Annotated in this window: 13 protein-coding genes; 5 read left to right on the forward strand and 8 right to left on the reverse strand. The window is 68.6% G+C overall.

Features of this window, described 5'->3' with window-relative positions; genetic code table 11:
- Positions 1–3: 3 nt before the first annotated feature.
- Genes ribD through ACZ5RK_RS06880 form a run of 4 tightly spaced genes read left to right on the forward strand, consistent with a single transcriptional unit; the run spans position 4 to position 5,080 of the window.
- Positions 4–1,137, forward strand: a complete 1,134-nt coding sequence (gene ribD, locus ACZ5RK_RS06865) for a bifunctional diaminohydroxyphosphoribosylaminopyrimidine deaminase/5-amino-6-(5-phosphoribosylamino)uracil reductase RibD (RefSeq protein WP_464908553.1) — start codon at positions 4–6, stop codon at positions 1,135–1,137.
- Complete coding sequence (locus tag ACZ5RK_RS06870) at positions 1,138–1,722, forward strand: riboflavin synthase (RefSeq protein WP_464908554.1); 585 nt, start codon at positions 1,138–1,140, stop codon at positions 1,720–1,722. It abuts the gene before it with no gap.
- Positions 1,722–2,921, forward strand: a complete 1,200-nt coding sequence (locus ACZ5RK_RS06875) for a bifunctional 3,4-dihydroxy-2-butanone-4-phosphate synthase/GTP cyclohydrolase II (protein ID WP_464908555.1) — start codon at positions 1,722–1,724, stop codon at positions 2,919–2,921. Before ACZ5RK_RS06870 ends, ACZ5RK_RS06875 begins: the two co-directional genes overlap by 1 nt.
- Before the next feature lie 20 nt (positions 2,922–2,941).
- Positions 2,942–5,080 carry a vWA domain-containing protein gene (locus ACZ5RK_RS06880; protein WP_464908556.1) on the forward strand — a complete coding sequence of 713 codons (2,139 nt, stop codon included), beginning with the start codon at positions 2,942–2,944 and terminating at the stop codon, positions 5,078–5,080.
- A 53-nt stretch (positions 5,081–5,133) separates the two neighbouring features.
- Here ACZ5RK_RS06880 and ACZ5RK_RS06885 read toward each other — a convergent pair whose 3' ends face one another.
- The gene (locus tag ACZ5RK_RS06885) at positions 5,134–6,744 is read right to left on the reverse strand and encodes an IS200/IS605 family accessory protein TnpB-related protein (protein WP_464908557.1); all 1,611 of its coding nucleotides are present in this window, start codon (positions 6,742–6,744) and stop codon (positions 5,134–5,136) included.
- A 321-nt stretch (positions 6,745–7,065) separates the two neighbouring features.
- On the opposite strand from ACZ5RK_RS06885, the gene ACZ5RK_RS06890 reads away from it, so the two are divergent.
- The gene (locus tag ACZ5RK_RS06890) at positions 7,066–7,419 is read left to right on the forward strand and encodes a hypothetical protein (RefSeq protein ID WP_464908558.1); all 354 of its coding nucleotides are present in this window, start codon (positions 7,066–7,068) and stop codon (positions 7,417–7,419) included.
- On the opposite strand, the gene ACZ5RK_RS06895 is transcribed toward ACZ5RK_RS06890, so the two are convergent.
- The 7 genes from ACZ5RK_RS06895 to ACZ5RK_RS06925 form a co-directional block, all read right to left on the reverse strand.
- A complete protein-coding gene (locus ACZ5RK_RS06895; RefSeq protein ID WP_054647099.1) occupies positions 7,373–7,861 on the reverse strand; it encodes a PaaI family thioesterase in 489 nt (162 codons plus the stop codon). The genes ACZ5RK_RS06890 and ACZ5RK_RS06895 overlap by 47 nt on opposite strands.
- Entirely contained in the window at positions 7,858–8,286 is a 429-nt protein-coding gene (locus ACZ5RK_RS06900) for a cobalamin B12-binding domain-containing protein (RefSeq protein WP_464908559.1), read from the reverse strand. The genes ACZ5RK_RS06895 and ACZ5RK_RS06900 overlap by 4 nt, the downstream gene beginning before the upstream one ends.
- 10 nt (positions 8,287–8,296) lie before the next feature.
- On the reverse strand, positions 8,297–9,952 hold the full coding sequence (locus ACZ5RK_RS06905) for an acyl-CoA mutase large subunit family protein (RefSeq protein ID WP_464908560.1): 1,656 nt from the start codon (positions 9,950–9,952) through the stop codon (positions 8,297–8,299).
- 84 nt (positions 9,953–10,036) lie between these two features.
- On the reverse strand, positions 10,037–10,903 hold the full coding sequence (locus ACZ5RK_RS06910) for a cation diffusion facilitator family transporter (protein WP_464908561.1): 867 nt from the start codon (positions 10,901–10,903) through the stop codon (positions 10,037–10,039).
- The gene (gene lysS, locus ACZ5RK_RS06915) at positions 10,903–12,393 is read right to left on the reverse strand and encodes a lysine--tRNA ligase (RefSeq protein ID WP_464908562.1); all 1,491 of its coding nucleotides are present in this window, start codon (positions 12,391–12,393) and stop codon (positions 10,903–10,905) included. Before lysS ends, ACZ5RK_RS06910 begins: the two co-directional genes overlap by 1 nt.
- A gap of 9 nt (positions 12,394–12,402) precedes the next feature.
- Positions 12,403–12,873, reverse strand: a complete 471-nt coding sequence (locus tag ACZ5RK_RS06920) for a GreA/GreB family elongation factor (protein WP_054647098.1) — start codon at positions 12,871–12,873, stop codon at positions 12,403–12,405.
- A 64-nt stretch (positions 12,874–12,937) separates the two neighbouring features.
- Positions 12,938–13,300, reverse strand: coding sequence for a hypothetical protein (locus ACZ5RK_RS06925; protein WP_464908563.1), 363 nt, complete (start codon positions 13,298–13,300; stop codon positions 12,938–12,940).
- Positions 13,301–13,302: the final 2 nt, after the last annotated feature.

Raw genomic sequence — 13,302 nt, forward strand, 5'->3', positions numbered from 1 at the left:
CATTTGCGCGACCTGGACGAGCGCTTTTTGCGAAGAGCCCTGCAGCTGGCCGAGCGCGCCCGGGGCCACACCAGCCCCAACCCCCTGGTGGGGGCGGTCCTGGTGAAGGAGGGCCGGATCGTGGGCGAGGGGTTCCACCCCAAGGCGGGGGAGCCCCACGCCGAGGTCTTCGCCCTCCGGGAGGCGGGGGAGGAGGCCCGGGGGAGCACGGCCTACGTCACCCTGGAACCCTGCGACCACTTTGGCCGCACCCCGCCCTGCTCCCTCGCCCTCCTGGAGGCGGGGGTTTCCCGGGTGGTGGTGGCGGCCCGGGAGGAGAACCCCGTGGCCAAGGGGGGGCTGGAGCGCCTGAGGAGGGCGGGGGTGGCGGTGGAATGGGGGCTTCTGGAGGAGGAGGCCCGGGCCCAGAACGAGGCCTTCTTCACCGCGGGGAGGAAGGGCCTTCCCTTCGTCCTCCTCAAGGCCGCCCTCACCCTGGACGGCAAGGTGGCCACCCTTTCCGGGGACGCCCGCTGGATTTCCTCGGCGGCAAGCCGCCGGGTGGCCCACGCCTACCGGCAGTGGCTCCCGGCGGTGGTGGTGGGGGTGGGGACGGTCCTAAAGGATGACCCCGCCCTCACCGTGCGCGACCCCGACTTCCGCCCCTTCCCCTGGATGGTGGAGCCCCCGCCCCTCAGGGACCCCCTGAAGGTGGTCCTGGACACCGAGGCCAGGACCCCTCCCACGGCCCGCCTCTTCCAAAGGGGCCCTAGGGGCGAGCCCCCCCGGGTCCTGGTCTTCGTGGGGGAGGGGGCCCCGAGGGAGCGGGTCTCGGCCCTGGAGGAGGCGGGGGCCCGGGTGGTGGCCCTGCCCCGGGAGGGGGGGCGGGTGGACCTGGAAAGGGCCCTCGCCTTCCTCCTGGAGGAGGGCGTGGACGGGGTGCTCCTGGAGGGGGGGCCGAGGCTTACCGGGGCCTTCCTGCAGAGGCGCCTGGTGGACAAGTTCGCCCTCTTCCTCGCCCCCAGGCTCCTGGGGGAGGGGCGGGGCCTGGCGGAGGGCTTTGGGGTGGAGCGGGTGGCGGAGGCCCTGCGCCTTCGCCTTTCTCGCCGGGAGTGGCTGGGGGAGGACCTCTGGCTCGAGGCCTACCTGGAGGACTAGATGTTCACGGGACTCGTGGAGGAAACCGGGGAGATCCTGAAGGTGGAGGAAGGCCCCTTCCTCCGGGTCTACATCGCCGCCCGGAGGGTGCTGGAGGACCTTAGGGTGGGGGACTCCGTGGCCGTGGACGGGGCCTGCCTCACGGCGGTGGCGGTGGAGGAGGGGGGGTTTTGGGTGGAGCTGGCCCAGGAGACCCTGCGCCGCACCGCCCCCACCTGGCGGGTAGGGCACCGCCCCAACCTGGAGCGGGCCCTTAGGGTGGGGGACCGCCTGGGGGGGCACTTCGTCACCGGGCACGTGGACGGGGTGGCGGAGCTCGTGGAGGTCCGCGAGGCCCCGGGGGCGAGGGACTACCTCTTCCTACCCCCCAAGGGGCTTGCCCGCTACATCGCCGAGAAGGGGAGCGTGGCCTTGAACGGGGTCTCCCTCACGGTGGCGGGGCTTGCGGGGGAGGCGTTTTGGGTGACCCTCATCCCCCATACCCTCACCGTGACCAATCTGGGGGGGCTTCGGGTGGGGGATGGGGTGAACCTGGAGGTGGACCTCATCGCCCGTTACCTGGAAAGGCTTCTTAAGGGGGCGTGATGGAAGGCATCGCCGGCGTCAAGGAACTCCTGGAAGAGCTTAGGGCGGGTCGCCCGGTGATCCTGGTGGACGACGAGGACCGGGAGAACGAGGGCGACCTCATCATGGCCGCGGAGCACGTGACCCCGGAGTGGGTGAACTTCATGCTCAAGGAGTGCCGGGGCCTCCTCTGCGTGGCCCTCACCGAGGAGAGGGCCAAGGCCCTGGACCTTCCCCTCATGGTGGAAAGGAACCAGGACCCCCAGGGGACCCGCTTCACGGTGAGCGTGGACGCCCGGGGCACCACCACGGGGATCTCCGCCTTTGAGCGGGCGGCCACCATCAGGCTTCTCGCCGACCCCGAGGCCACCGCCCAGGACTTCCGCCGCCCCGGGCACATCTTCCCCCTGGTGGCGAGGCCCGGTGGGGTCTTGCGCCGCGCCGGCCACACCGAGGCCACGGTGGACCTCCTGCGCCTGGCCGGGCTTACCCCGGTGGGGAGCCTCATTGAGGTCCTCAAGGAGGACGGCACCATGGCCCGCCTGCCGGACCTGCTGGCCTTCGCCGGGCGGCACGGCCTCAAGGTGGGCACCATCGCCGACCTCATCCGCTACCGCCTGGAGAAGGGGGACCTCTACGTGAGGCGGGAGGCCGAGGCCCTGCTCCCCACCCGCTTCGGGGAGTTCCGCATCCTGGGCTACCGCGACACCCTCACGGGGGAGGAGCACGCCGCCTTGGTCATGGGAAGCTGGAAGCCGGAGGAGCCCGTGCTGGTGCGCATGCACTCCGAGTGCCTCACCGGAGACGCCCTCCACTCCCTGCGGTGCGACTGCGGCTTCCAGAGGGACCTGGCCTTGCAGAGGATCGCCGAGGAGGGGAAGGGGGTCTTGGTCTACCTGAGGCAGGAAGGGCGGGGGATCGGCCTCGTGAACAAGATCCGGGCCTACCACCTCCAGGACCAGGGCCTGGACACGGTGGAGGCCAACCTGGCCCTGGGCTTTCCCCCGGACCTCCGGGACTACGGGGTGGGGGCCCAGATCCTCTACGACCTGGGGGTGCGGAAGATGCGCCTCCTCACCAACAACCCCCGCAAGGTGAAGGCCCTTTCCGGCTTCGGCATTGAGATCGTGGAGCGCCTCCCCTTGAGGGCCGGGGACAACCCCCACAACGAGCGCTACCTCCAGGCCAAGAAGGAGAAGCTCGGGCACTGGATGGACTGAAGGCCGGGTAGCATGGGGGTATGCCCCGCCTCCTAGGGCTCCTGCGGGCCTCCCTTCTCCTCCTGCTCTTCCTGGCCTTCCTGGACCCCAGGTGGCCCCTGGAAGGGCGGCTGGTCTACCTCCTGGACTTCTCCCCCTCGGCGAGGGAGGGCGTCTTCGCCCTGGCGGAGAGGCTTCCCCCGGGGGGAAGCTATGTGGCCTTCGCCGAGCGGGCGGAGAGGCTTCCCTCCCCCCGGGCCCGCAGGCTGGACCTGGGGGAGAAAACCGACCTTAGGGCGGCCTTCGCCGAGGCCAGGCGGCTAAACCCCGCCCGGGTGGTCCTGGTCTCCGATGGGCTTCTGGAGCCCGTCCCGCCGCCCTTTCCCCTGGACGCCCTTTACGTGCCCCCCAAGGCCCACGTGGACCTAAGCCTCCTTCCCCCGGCCTACCCCCTCTACGGGGAGACCGTGGGGGTGGGGGTGATGCTGGAGGCCCCCGTCCCCGCGGAGGCCCGCCTGCGGGTGGAGGGCCCGGGAGGGGTTTTGGAGAAGGCCCTATGGGTGGAGGGGCGGAAGGTCCTCACCTACACCTTTCCCCTCACGGAGAGCGCGGTGGTGCGGGCGGTGGCCGAGGGGCCTTGGGGAAGGAGCGAGGCCCGGGTGGAGGTGTCCCCCGCCGACCGGGCCAAGGCCCTGGTGCTGGGCGACCCGGCCCTCGCCCGCTACCTCGAGGCCCAGGGCTTCCAGGTGGAGGAGGGTTTCAGGCTTCCCCTCGAGGCCGACCTGGTGGCCGTGGGCGTGGGGGTTTTGGACCTCCCGGAGGGCGCTCCCGAGGCCCTGAGGGACTTCCTCCGCCGGGGGGGAGGCCTCCTCTTCACCGCCACCCCCAGGGGCCTCTTCTTCGGAGGGTGGGACCGGGCCTTGCCGGAGGAGCTCCCCTTGAAGCCCCTGGGCCGCAAGGGGGCGGCCTTGGTCCTGGTCCTGGACGTTTCGGGGAGCATGGCGGGGGAGAAGCTTTCCCTGGCGGTGGCCGGGGCCTTGGCCTTGGTGGAGAGCGCCGCCCCCGAGGACCGCCTGGGGGTGGTGGTCTTCTCCTCGGGCCACCGGGTCCTCTTTCCCCCGAGGCCCATGACCGCGCAGGCCAAGAAGGAGGTGGCAAGCCTCCTCCTCTCCTTAAGGGCGGGGGGCGGGACGGTCCTCGGGGGGGCCTTCCGGGAGGCGGTCCGCCTCCTCCAGGGGGTGCCGGGGGAGCGGAAGGCGGTTCTGGTCCTCACCGACGGCCTCATCGCCGACGCCAAGGAGCCCATCCTGGACCTGGCCCGGACCTCCGGGGTGGAGGTGAGCGCCCTGGCCCTGGGGCCGGACGCCGACCTTCCCTTCCTGGAGGAGCTGGCCCGCAGGGGAGGGGGGCGGTTTTACCGGGCCTCTGCCCCCAGGGAGCTCCCCCGCCTCTTCCTGAGGGAGGGCCAGGAGGTCTTCCGGGGGGAGGGCCTGGAAGGGCGGTTCCCCGTGGAGGCCAGGCCCCACCCCCTCACGGAGGGCTTCCGCTTCCCTCCCCTTTCCGTCCTCCTCCCGGCCAGGGCCGAGCCCTGGGCTGAGGTGCTCCTCACGAGTGGCGGGCGGGCCGTCCTGGCCCTAGGGGAGCGGGGGGAGGGGAGGGTGGCGGCCTTGGCCACGGACCTCTCCCGCTCCTGGCGGGAGTTTGAGGCGGCTTCGGCCTTCCTCGGGGGGCTTGCCCGTTGGCTGGTGGGGGCCCGGCAGGGCCTGGCCCTCTACGCCTACCCCGAGGAGGGAGGGGTGCGGGTGGTCCTCCTGGGGCGGCTGGAGCGCCCCTTGGTGCTTTCCGGGGGGAAGGAGGTGCCTCCCCTCCCCGTGGGGCCCCTGCGGTACGAGCTCCGCCTTAAGGAGGCGGGCGTTCTCCTGGACGGGAAGCGCCGCCTCCCCCTCTCCCTCCCCCTTCCCGGGGAGTGGACGCCCCGGGACGGGAAGGCCCTCCTCCGGGCCATGGCCGAGGGGAGCGGGGGCAGGCTCCTTTCCCCGGGGGAGCTTCCGGAAAGGGCCAGGGCGGCCCTTCCCCTGAGGCCCTACCTCTTGGGCCTCGCCCTCCTCCTTTTCCTCTTTGAGCGCCTCCTCGAGGCCCGGCGGAACCAGGGCACGCTCGGCGAACCTGGCTTCCAATAAGTATGGACCGCAGGCGCTTTATCCAGGGTACTTGGAAGGCTCCTTGGACCTGGTCAAGCAGAGCGCACATTAGCGCACTCCGGCCCCCCACCAGGAGGAGGACCTAGGCCAACCTTCCACCCCTCCCACGATCCCCCGAAGAGGACGGGCTTGAGGGGAGAGAGGTCCCTCGGCACCTCGCGCCCGAGGAGGGGAAGGGTCAGGCCCGTAGGGCCTATCTTGCAGAGGCCTACCCTCAGGACCCGCCAGGGATTAACGCCGAAAGAGTTCCTTCCATAGGTCAACCCCTTCTGGCTCCCTGGAGAACCCTGAAGGCTTGAAAGCAAGGACAGGGAAGCGCGGGCCTTTCTCAGCTCGCGAACAAGCCTCCTCTTGAGGTAGGGGTTGCGCTCAGCCCCGTGCCTGGCCCCGAGTTCCCCGACCCTGGAGGCGTAGAAGTCCTGAACGTGAGCCCGAAAGGTTCCGTCCTGGATAAGGGCTTGGTAGCCCTTGGGCAACTTCTCCCGGAATCCCAGAGCCCTTCTCCCGATGACGAGGGCGGCGGCCACGTCCTTGGAGAGATGGAGTTGCGGGGCGTACTTCAGCATCCCTATCGTGGAGGTGTCCTGGGGGTTCACCTCCAACACCTCCACGCCCCGCTTCCTGGCGAGGGCGTGCACCTTCCTCAGGAGGGAACGGTAGGCGAAGCGGTGCGCTTTCCTCCGGAAGGCCCTGCCAGAGCCATCGCCCCTCATCGTCTTGCGGAGGTATCTGAGGCGTTCCGTGGCGATGGCCACCCCGCGCTCCTCGGCCAGGGAGACCACCTGGTGGGCCACCTTCCAGAGGACCAGTTCCTTCGCCCCCCTGTTCTCTGCCCGGTCCACCTCCTCCAGGGAGAGGGTGAGGTGGCGCCTCAGGTTCCCGTCAGGGGAGACGAGGGCCAAGGCAAGATGGTAAGGGTCCGAGTTCACGTCCAGGGCGAGGACGCCGTTCTCCTTCGTGGCCACGAGGGGCGCGGGCTCCTCCTCCCAGGCGAAGGTGGCGTAGACCTTGCCCCCCTTGAGGGTGAGCTCCACGTTGTAGGGAAGCGAGGCGTACACCCTCTGGAGGAGGGCGTTAAGGTTCGGGTGGCCCGTCTTCACCAGGGCGTGGGCGTAGCTCCCGTCCCCCAGGTTGATCCGGAGCCACAAGCTCCCGTCCTTGACGAGGAGCCTCAGGTTCAGGTTGCCCCCCTTGGTCCTGTCCCCGCGGGAGTAGAGAAGGCCCTGACGCCTTTCCCGCCACTCCCGTTTGAGTTTCTTGAGGGCTTCGCCGGAGAGGTGCTTCCGCTTCAGTTGCTCAAAGAGCTTCCTTCCCCCGAAGACGACTTTGCGGGGGTCTTCTCCTCTCTCCCTGGTGGAGTCCAGGATGGCCCCGGCCTTCACGATGGCGTCGTCCGCGTGGCGGGTGTTGAGGCGGAAGAGGGTACAGAGGGGGCCGTCCTGTCGTTTGAGCTCCTCCCGGTCCTTTCCTTCCAGAAGGCGGTTGTAGGCGTAGCGCACGGCGGCGGAAAACCTGCGCATGAGGTCCAGGGTGGCTTTCCGGCCTTCTTCAGAAGGGAAGGCGAGAAGGGCCTGGGCCCCGGTGAAGGCCTTCTCCTTTTTCCTTTTCCTGGACCTTCCCCGCGAGGTAGCTCCGCTGACCACCGACGGCCTCCTGTGAGGGAGTATAGCCCTTCCAGGGCTTTTCATCGTACGGGACTCGCTCGGGTGAGGTGGAAGGATGCGAAGGCGCGCGAGCGCTTGGGTGAAGAGGTGTGCGCTACGTCCCAACTATTTGCACCTCCAGGCTATCCGCAACGACTCCAACCCTGTTCTCGTATAACCACCCCCTGCTGGCTTGGGCCAGGATGGGGCCCCGGCGCAAGGTTCCTTTGGGGCTTACCTGGGCCGGCAGGGCGTGAGTTCTAAGGCTTCTCATGTTTGCATTTGGCTTTCCTGGCCAAGGAGAGGGCCTAAGCTGGTACCATGCTCCACTGGGACGACGAGTTGGAGCGCCGCATGGCCCCTCTCAGGGCCAAGTGGGAGCAGGAAAACCGCAGGATCGCCGAGCTGGAGGAGAAGCTAAACCAAGCTTCCTGGGAGGTCTTTCGCCTCCGCCACTATCTGCAAAGGCTCGAGGAGCAAAACCGCCGCCTGCAAGAGGAGGTCAAGGCTGCCCTTCTAGGCCGGGCCTTGGGTGAGGAGAGGCTTGCCGGGGTGAAAAAAATCCTGGAAGAGGCGTGGCTGGAGCTCACCTTCCACGCCTCTCCTCAGGCCAGCAGGCTCGAGGCCCTCATCCAGGCGGTGGAGCGCCTTCTTTCTGACCGAAGCCCTCGGTGATCTGCACCAAAACCGCCTCCCCCCGCACCGTGAGGACCCCTTCGGCGTAGACCTCGGTCTCCACCACCACCTTCTTGCCCTTCACCTCCTTGGCCCTGCCCAGGAGGAGGAGTTCCGGGCCCAGGGGCGTGGGCTTGAGGTAGTCCACCTTGAGGCTTGCGGTGACGAAGCGAAGGGGTGTGGCTTCCAGGGAAAGCCCTTCGGCCTGGGCCTTGGCGGCGGCCGCCGTGGCGGTGGAGTGGCAGTCCACCAGGGAGGCCAGAAGCCCCCCGTAGACGAAGCCGGGGACGGCGGTGTGGTGGGGCGAGGGGGTGAAGCGGGTCTCGCTCTGCCCCCTTTCGGCGTTCCAGTAGGTCTTGATGTGGAGGCCGTGGGCGTTCAGGTAGCCGCACCCGTAGCAGTGGGCCCACTCCGGGGGGTAGTAGAGCTGGATGGCCTTCATGCGAGCCCCTGGGCCTTCCAGCGCTCCGGCACCGCCTGCCTCAGGAAGTCCACGATCTCCTGGGTGCTGGTGCCGGGACCGAAGACGGCGGCCACCCCCAGGGCCTTGAGCCTGGGCACGTCCTCGTCGGGGATGATTCCCCCGCCGAAGAGGAGGATGTCCGAGGCCCCCTCCTCCTCCAGGAGGCGCTTCACCTCCCGGAAGTAGTGCATGTGGGCCCCAGAGAGGATGGAAAGGCCGATGGCGTCCACGTCCTCCTGGATGGCGGCGGAGACGATCATCTCCGGGGTCTGGCGGAGCCCCGTGTAGATCACCTCCATCCCCGCGTCCCTCAGGGCCCGGGCCACCACCTTGGCCCCGCGGTCGTGCCCGTCCAGGCCCGGCTTGGCGATGAGGACCCGTATGCGCCTGTCCACGCCTGCCATCTTACCCTCCCTACACGTAGGCCGGCTCCTGGTAGGTGCCGTAGACCTCCCGCAGCACGTCCATCATCTCCCCCAGGGTGCAGTAGGCCAGGGCGCACTCCACGAAGTGGGGCATGGTGTTCTGCCCCTCCACCGCGGCCCGCCTGAGGCCCTCTAGGGCCTCCTCCACCCGCCTGGGGTCCCTCTCCCGCCGCACCCGGGCGAGGCGCTCCGCCTGCACCCTTTCCACCTCGGGGTCCACCAGCTGGATGGGCACCTTTAGGGGGATCTCGTCGGTGAAGGCGTTCACCCCCACGATGATCCGCTCCTTGCGCTCCACCTCCTGCTGGTAGCGGTAGCTGGCCTCGGCGAGCTCCCGGAGGAAGTACCCCTCCTCTATGGCCCGCACCACGCCCCCCATGCGGCGGATCTCCTCAATGATGGCCATGGCCTGCCGCTCCATCTCGTCGGTGAGCCACTCCACGTAGTAGCTCCCCGCCAGGGGGTCTATGGTGTGGGTGACCCCGGTCTCGTAGGCGATGATCTGCTGGGTCCTGAGGGCGATGGTGGCGCTCTCCTCCGTGGGCAGGGCCAGGGCCTCGTCGTAGGCGTCGGTGTGGAGGCTCTGCGTGCCCCCGAGGACCGCCGCCAGGGCCTGAATGGCCACCCGGGCGATGTTGTTGAGGGGCTGCTGGGCGGTGAGGGAGACCCCGGCGGTCTGGGCGTGGGTGCGGAGCATCCAGCTCTGGGGGTTCTTGGCCCCGTAGCGGTTTCGCATCTCCTTGGCCCAGATGCGCCGCGCCGCCCGGAACTTGGCGATCTCCTCAAAGAAATCGTTGTGGACGTCAAAGAAGAAGCTGATGCGGGGGGCGAACTCGTCCACGTCCAGGCCCCGCCTGAGGGCGGCCTCCACGTACTCAAAGCCGTCGGCCAGGGTCCAGGCCAGCTCCTGCACCGCCGTGGAGCCCGCCTCCCGGATGTGGTAGCCCGAGACGGAGATGAAGTTCCACTTGGGGACGTTCTTGGGCCCCCACTCAAAGGTGTCTATCACCAGCTTCACGCTGGGCTCCGGGGGGAAGATGAACTCCTTCTGGGCGATGAACTCCTTGAGGATGTCGTTCTGGATGGTCCCCCCGAGCTTTTTCCAGTCGTAGCCCCGTTTCTTGGCCACCGCCAGGTACATGGCCCAGATGGCGTTGGCGGGGGAGTTGATGGTCATGGAGGTGGTGACCTCCTCGAGGTCGATCCCTTCAAAGAGGATCTCCATGTCGGCGAGGCTAGAGACCGCCACCCCGCACTTTCCCACCTCCCCCTTGGAGAGGGGATGGTCGGAGTCGTAGCCCATGAGGGTGGGAAGGTCAAAGGCCACGCTGAGGCCGGTCTGGCCCGCCTTCAGGAGCTTCTTGAAGCGCTCGTTGGTCTGCTCGGCGGTGCCGAAGCCGGCGAACATGCGCATGGTCCAGAGCTTGGACCGGTACATGGAGCCGTAGACCCCCCGGGTGTAGGGGTACTCCCCGGGAAAACCCCGCTTCTCCTCGTACTCCGGGTCCAGGACGCCGATGTCCTCCGGGGTGTAGAGGGGTTCGGGGGCGATGTTGGAGAGGGTGCGGTGGGCCACGGGCCTCTCCGGCATCTTCTCCAGGCTCTTTTGGTAGGTTTCCCTGAGCCAGTCGTGCTTCCTGCGCATGGGCCCTCCTTTGCCCTTAAGTGTACGCTTTTTCGCCGATAGGGAAAAGAGCGTTATGCCACCCCCTCCCGGCGCAAGCCCGGTTTACGCCCGGCGCTCGCTTTCCGGCTCCACGTGGATGGTGACGCTGAGCCCGGGGATCTCCTCTTCCAGGGCCTTTTCCAGCCGGTCGCAGAGCCGGTGGGCCTCGGCCACGGGGGTTTCCCCGGGCACCACCAGGTGGAACTCCAGGAAGGCCCGGTGCCCGGCTTTGCGGGTCCTGAGGTCGTGGACCTCCAGGGCCTTTCCCCCAAGCTCCCGGGCAATCACCCCCTGGATGCGGGCCACCTCCTCCGGGGAAAGCCCGGCGTCCATCAGCCCCCCCACCGAGTCCCGGACCAGGCGGAAGCCCATGAGGAGGATGTTGCCCGCCACCAGCAAGGCCAGGAGGGGGTCCAGAACCCAGAGCCCCGTGAGCCCGGCCAGGCCCACCCCCAGGAGGACCCCCACCGAGGTGAGGACGTCGGAGAGGACGTGGTAGCCGTCGGCCACCAGGGCCGGGGAGCGGTGGAGCCGCCCCTGGCGGATGAGGTGGTAGGCCAGAAGGCCGTTGGTCCCGGAGGCCAGGAGGCTCACCAAAAGCCCCGGGCCCAGGCCCTCCAGGGGCACCGGGCGGAGGAGGCGGGGCAGGGCCTCCCGGGCGATGAGGAGGGCGGCCAGGACCACCAGCACCCCTTCCAAAACCGCCGAGAAGTACTCCGCCTTGGTGTGGCCGAAGGGGTGGGTGGCGTCTGGGGGCTTGTGGGCCAGGCGGATGGCGAAGAGGGCCAAAAGGGCGGCGGCCACGTTGACGATGGACTCCAAGGCGTCGGAGAGGAGGGCCACCGACCCGGTGAGGAGGTAGGCCAGGGCCTTCAGGCCCAGGACCAGGAGGGCCACGAGGAGGCTGAGGCGGGCGGCGCGCTCAGCCACTAACCTTCCTTCCCGGCCTCCTCGAGCCCCTGTCCTTCCTTCCTGGGCTTCATCAGGGGGAAGAGGAGGACGTCCCTTAGAGAGGGCTGGTCGGTGAGGAGCATGGTGAGGCGGTCTATCCCAAGCCCCAGGCCCGCCGCCGGGGGCATGCCGTGCTCCAGGGCCAACAAGAAGTCCTCGTCCGGCTCGGGGGCTTCCTCGTCCCCCTCCTTGCGGCGCCTCGCCTGCTCCAGGAAGCGCTCCCTTTGGTCTAGGGGGTCGTTGAGCTCGGAGTAGGCGGGGGCGAGCTCCATCCCCCCGGCGAAGAGGTCCCAGCGCTCCGTGAGGCCGGGCTTTTCCCGGTGCCTTTTGGCCAGGGGGCTGATGGCCAGGGGGAAGTCAAAGACGAAGGTGGGGTCCTGGAGGGTGGGCTCCACGTAGATTCCGAAGAGCTTGTCCAGGAGCTTGTAGCTTGGGACCTGGGCCAGCTCGGGGTGGTGGGCGTCGGCCCAAAGCCTGAGGCGCTCCAGGTCCAGGGGGTCAAAGGGGAGGCCGGCCTTCTCCTTTAGGGCCTCCACGAAGGAGAGGCGCTTGAAGGGAGGGCGGAAGTTGAGGAGGCGGCCCTGGTAGGGGACCTCGTAGCCCCCGAAGAGGTGGTGGACCAGGCCGGAGAGGAGTTCCTCCACCAGAAGGGCCATGTCCTGGTAGTCGGCGTAGGCCCAGTAGGCCTCCAGCATGGTGAACTCGGGATTGTGGTTGTGGTCGATGCCCTCGTTGCGGAAGACCCGGCCCATCTCGTAAACCTTCTCGTACCCTCCCACCAGAAGGCGCTTGAGGTAAAGCTCCAAGGAGATGCGGAGGAAGAACTCGTCGTCCAGGGCGTGGTGGTAGGTCTTGAAGGGCCTGGCCTCCGCCCCCCCGGTGGTGGCCTGGAGGACGGGGGTCTCCACCTCCAAGAAGCCCTTCTCCTCAAAGAAGCGGCGGATGTAGCGGAGGATGGCCGAGCGGCGGCGGAAGACCTCCCGCACCTCAGGGTTGACGATGAGGTCCAGATAGCGCTGGCGGTAGCGCACCTCCTTGTCCCTGAGGCCGTGCCACTTGTCCGGGAGGGGGTGGAGGGCCTTGACCAGGGGGGTCCAGGAGAGAACCTTCACCGTGACCTCCCCGGTCTTGGTGGTGAAGACCGTCCCCTCCACCCCCAGGATGTCCCCCACGTCCAGCTTCTTCAGGAGCTCGTAGTGGGGGGTGAGGTCCTTCTGGAAGTAGAGCTGGATCCTGCTCGTCTCGTCCAGGAGGTGGGCGAAGGTGACCTTGCCCATGCGCCTCAGGGCCAGGAGGCGACCCGCCAGGGCCACCCTTTCGGGCCACTCCTGTTCCGGGGGGGCCCCCTCCTTGGCCTTTAGGACCTGGTGGGCGCTATGGGTCTTGGGGAAGCGGTAAGGGTAAGGGGAGAAGCCCGCCTCCACCAGGGCTTCCAGGTTCAGTAGGCGTTGGCGCGTCTGCTCGTTCATCTGGGGTAGTCAGCCGTGGACCGCCACCACGCGGAACTCCTTCTTGCCCTTGGGCGTTTCCAGGGAGAGCACGTCCCCCACCCGGTGGCCCAGGAGGGCCCGGCCCATGGGAGAGGCGTCGGAGATCTTCATGGGGGTCTCCAGGACGCTGGCCTCGGCGGGGGAGACCACCTGCACCTCCAGGCGCTCCCCGGTGGCGGGGTCCTCCAGCTCCACCACCGAGCCCAGGCCGATGACCTCGCCTGCGGTCTCCTCCAGGATCACCGCCCGGGAGAGGACGTCCTCCAGGGAGTCAATGCGGGCCTCAATGCGGGCCTTCTCCTGCTTGGCCGCCTCCAGCCCCGAGTCGTCGTAGTCGTCGGAGGACTCCATGAGCTCCTGCAGGATCTGGGTGGCCTCCTGGAGCCGCTTCCTTTCCAGCTCCAGCTGTTGCATGAGCCGCTCGTAGCCGGCCTTGGTCAGCTTTACCTCGCGCGCCATAGCTCACCTCGTAAGTCATGGAGGCCGGCCTCCTGCCGACCTCCTTGGCCCAAGGGCCCCTTTCTCAGGTGAGTATACCCCGAAGGAGGATTTCCCTCAAACGCTCGGGCTCCGCCCGGCTGGCGCAGGCCTCGGTGTCCTGGCAGAGGACCAGGTAGCGCAGGTGGGTCTCCCTGCCCCCCACGGGGTGGCGGAAAAAGCCCAGGGCGCTTCCGGAAAGGTGGCGGCGGCAGGCCTCGCACACCTGGGGGCCCCCTACCTGCCCGGGGAGGGGCTCGAGGGCCAGGCGGAGCTCGGGGGGGCCCTTCTCCACGATCACCACCCGGCCCTCCTCGTCCCGGTAGTAGAGGATCTCCCCTAAGGGAAGGAGGTCGGGGGAGGTGCCTGGAAAGAGCTCCAGGATCATCTCCCGCTCTTCGTAGTCCATGC

The sequence above is a fragment of the Thermus kawarayensis JCM 12314 genome (genome assembly GCF_055393575.1).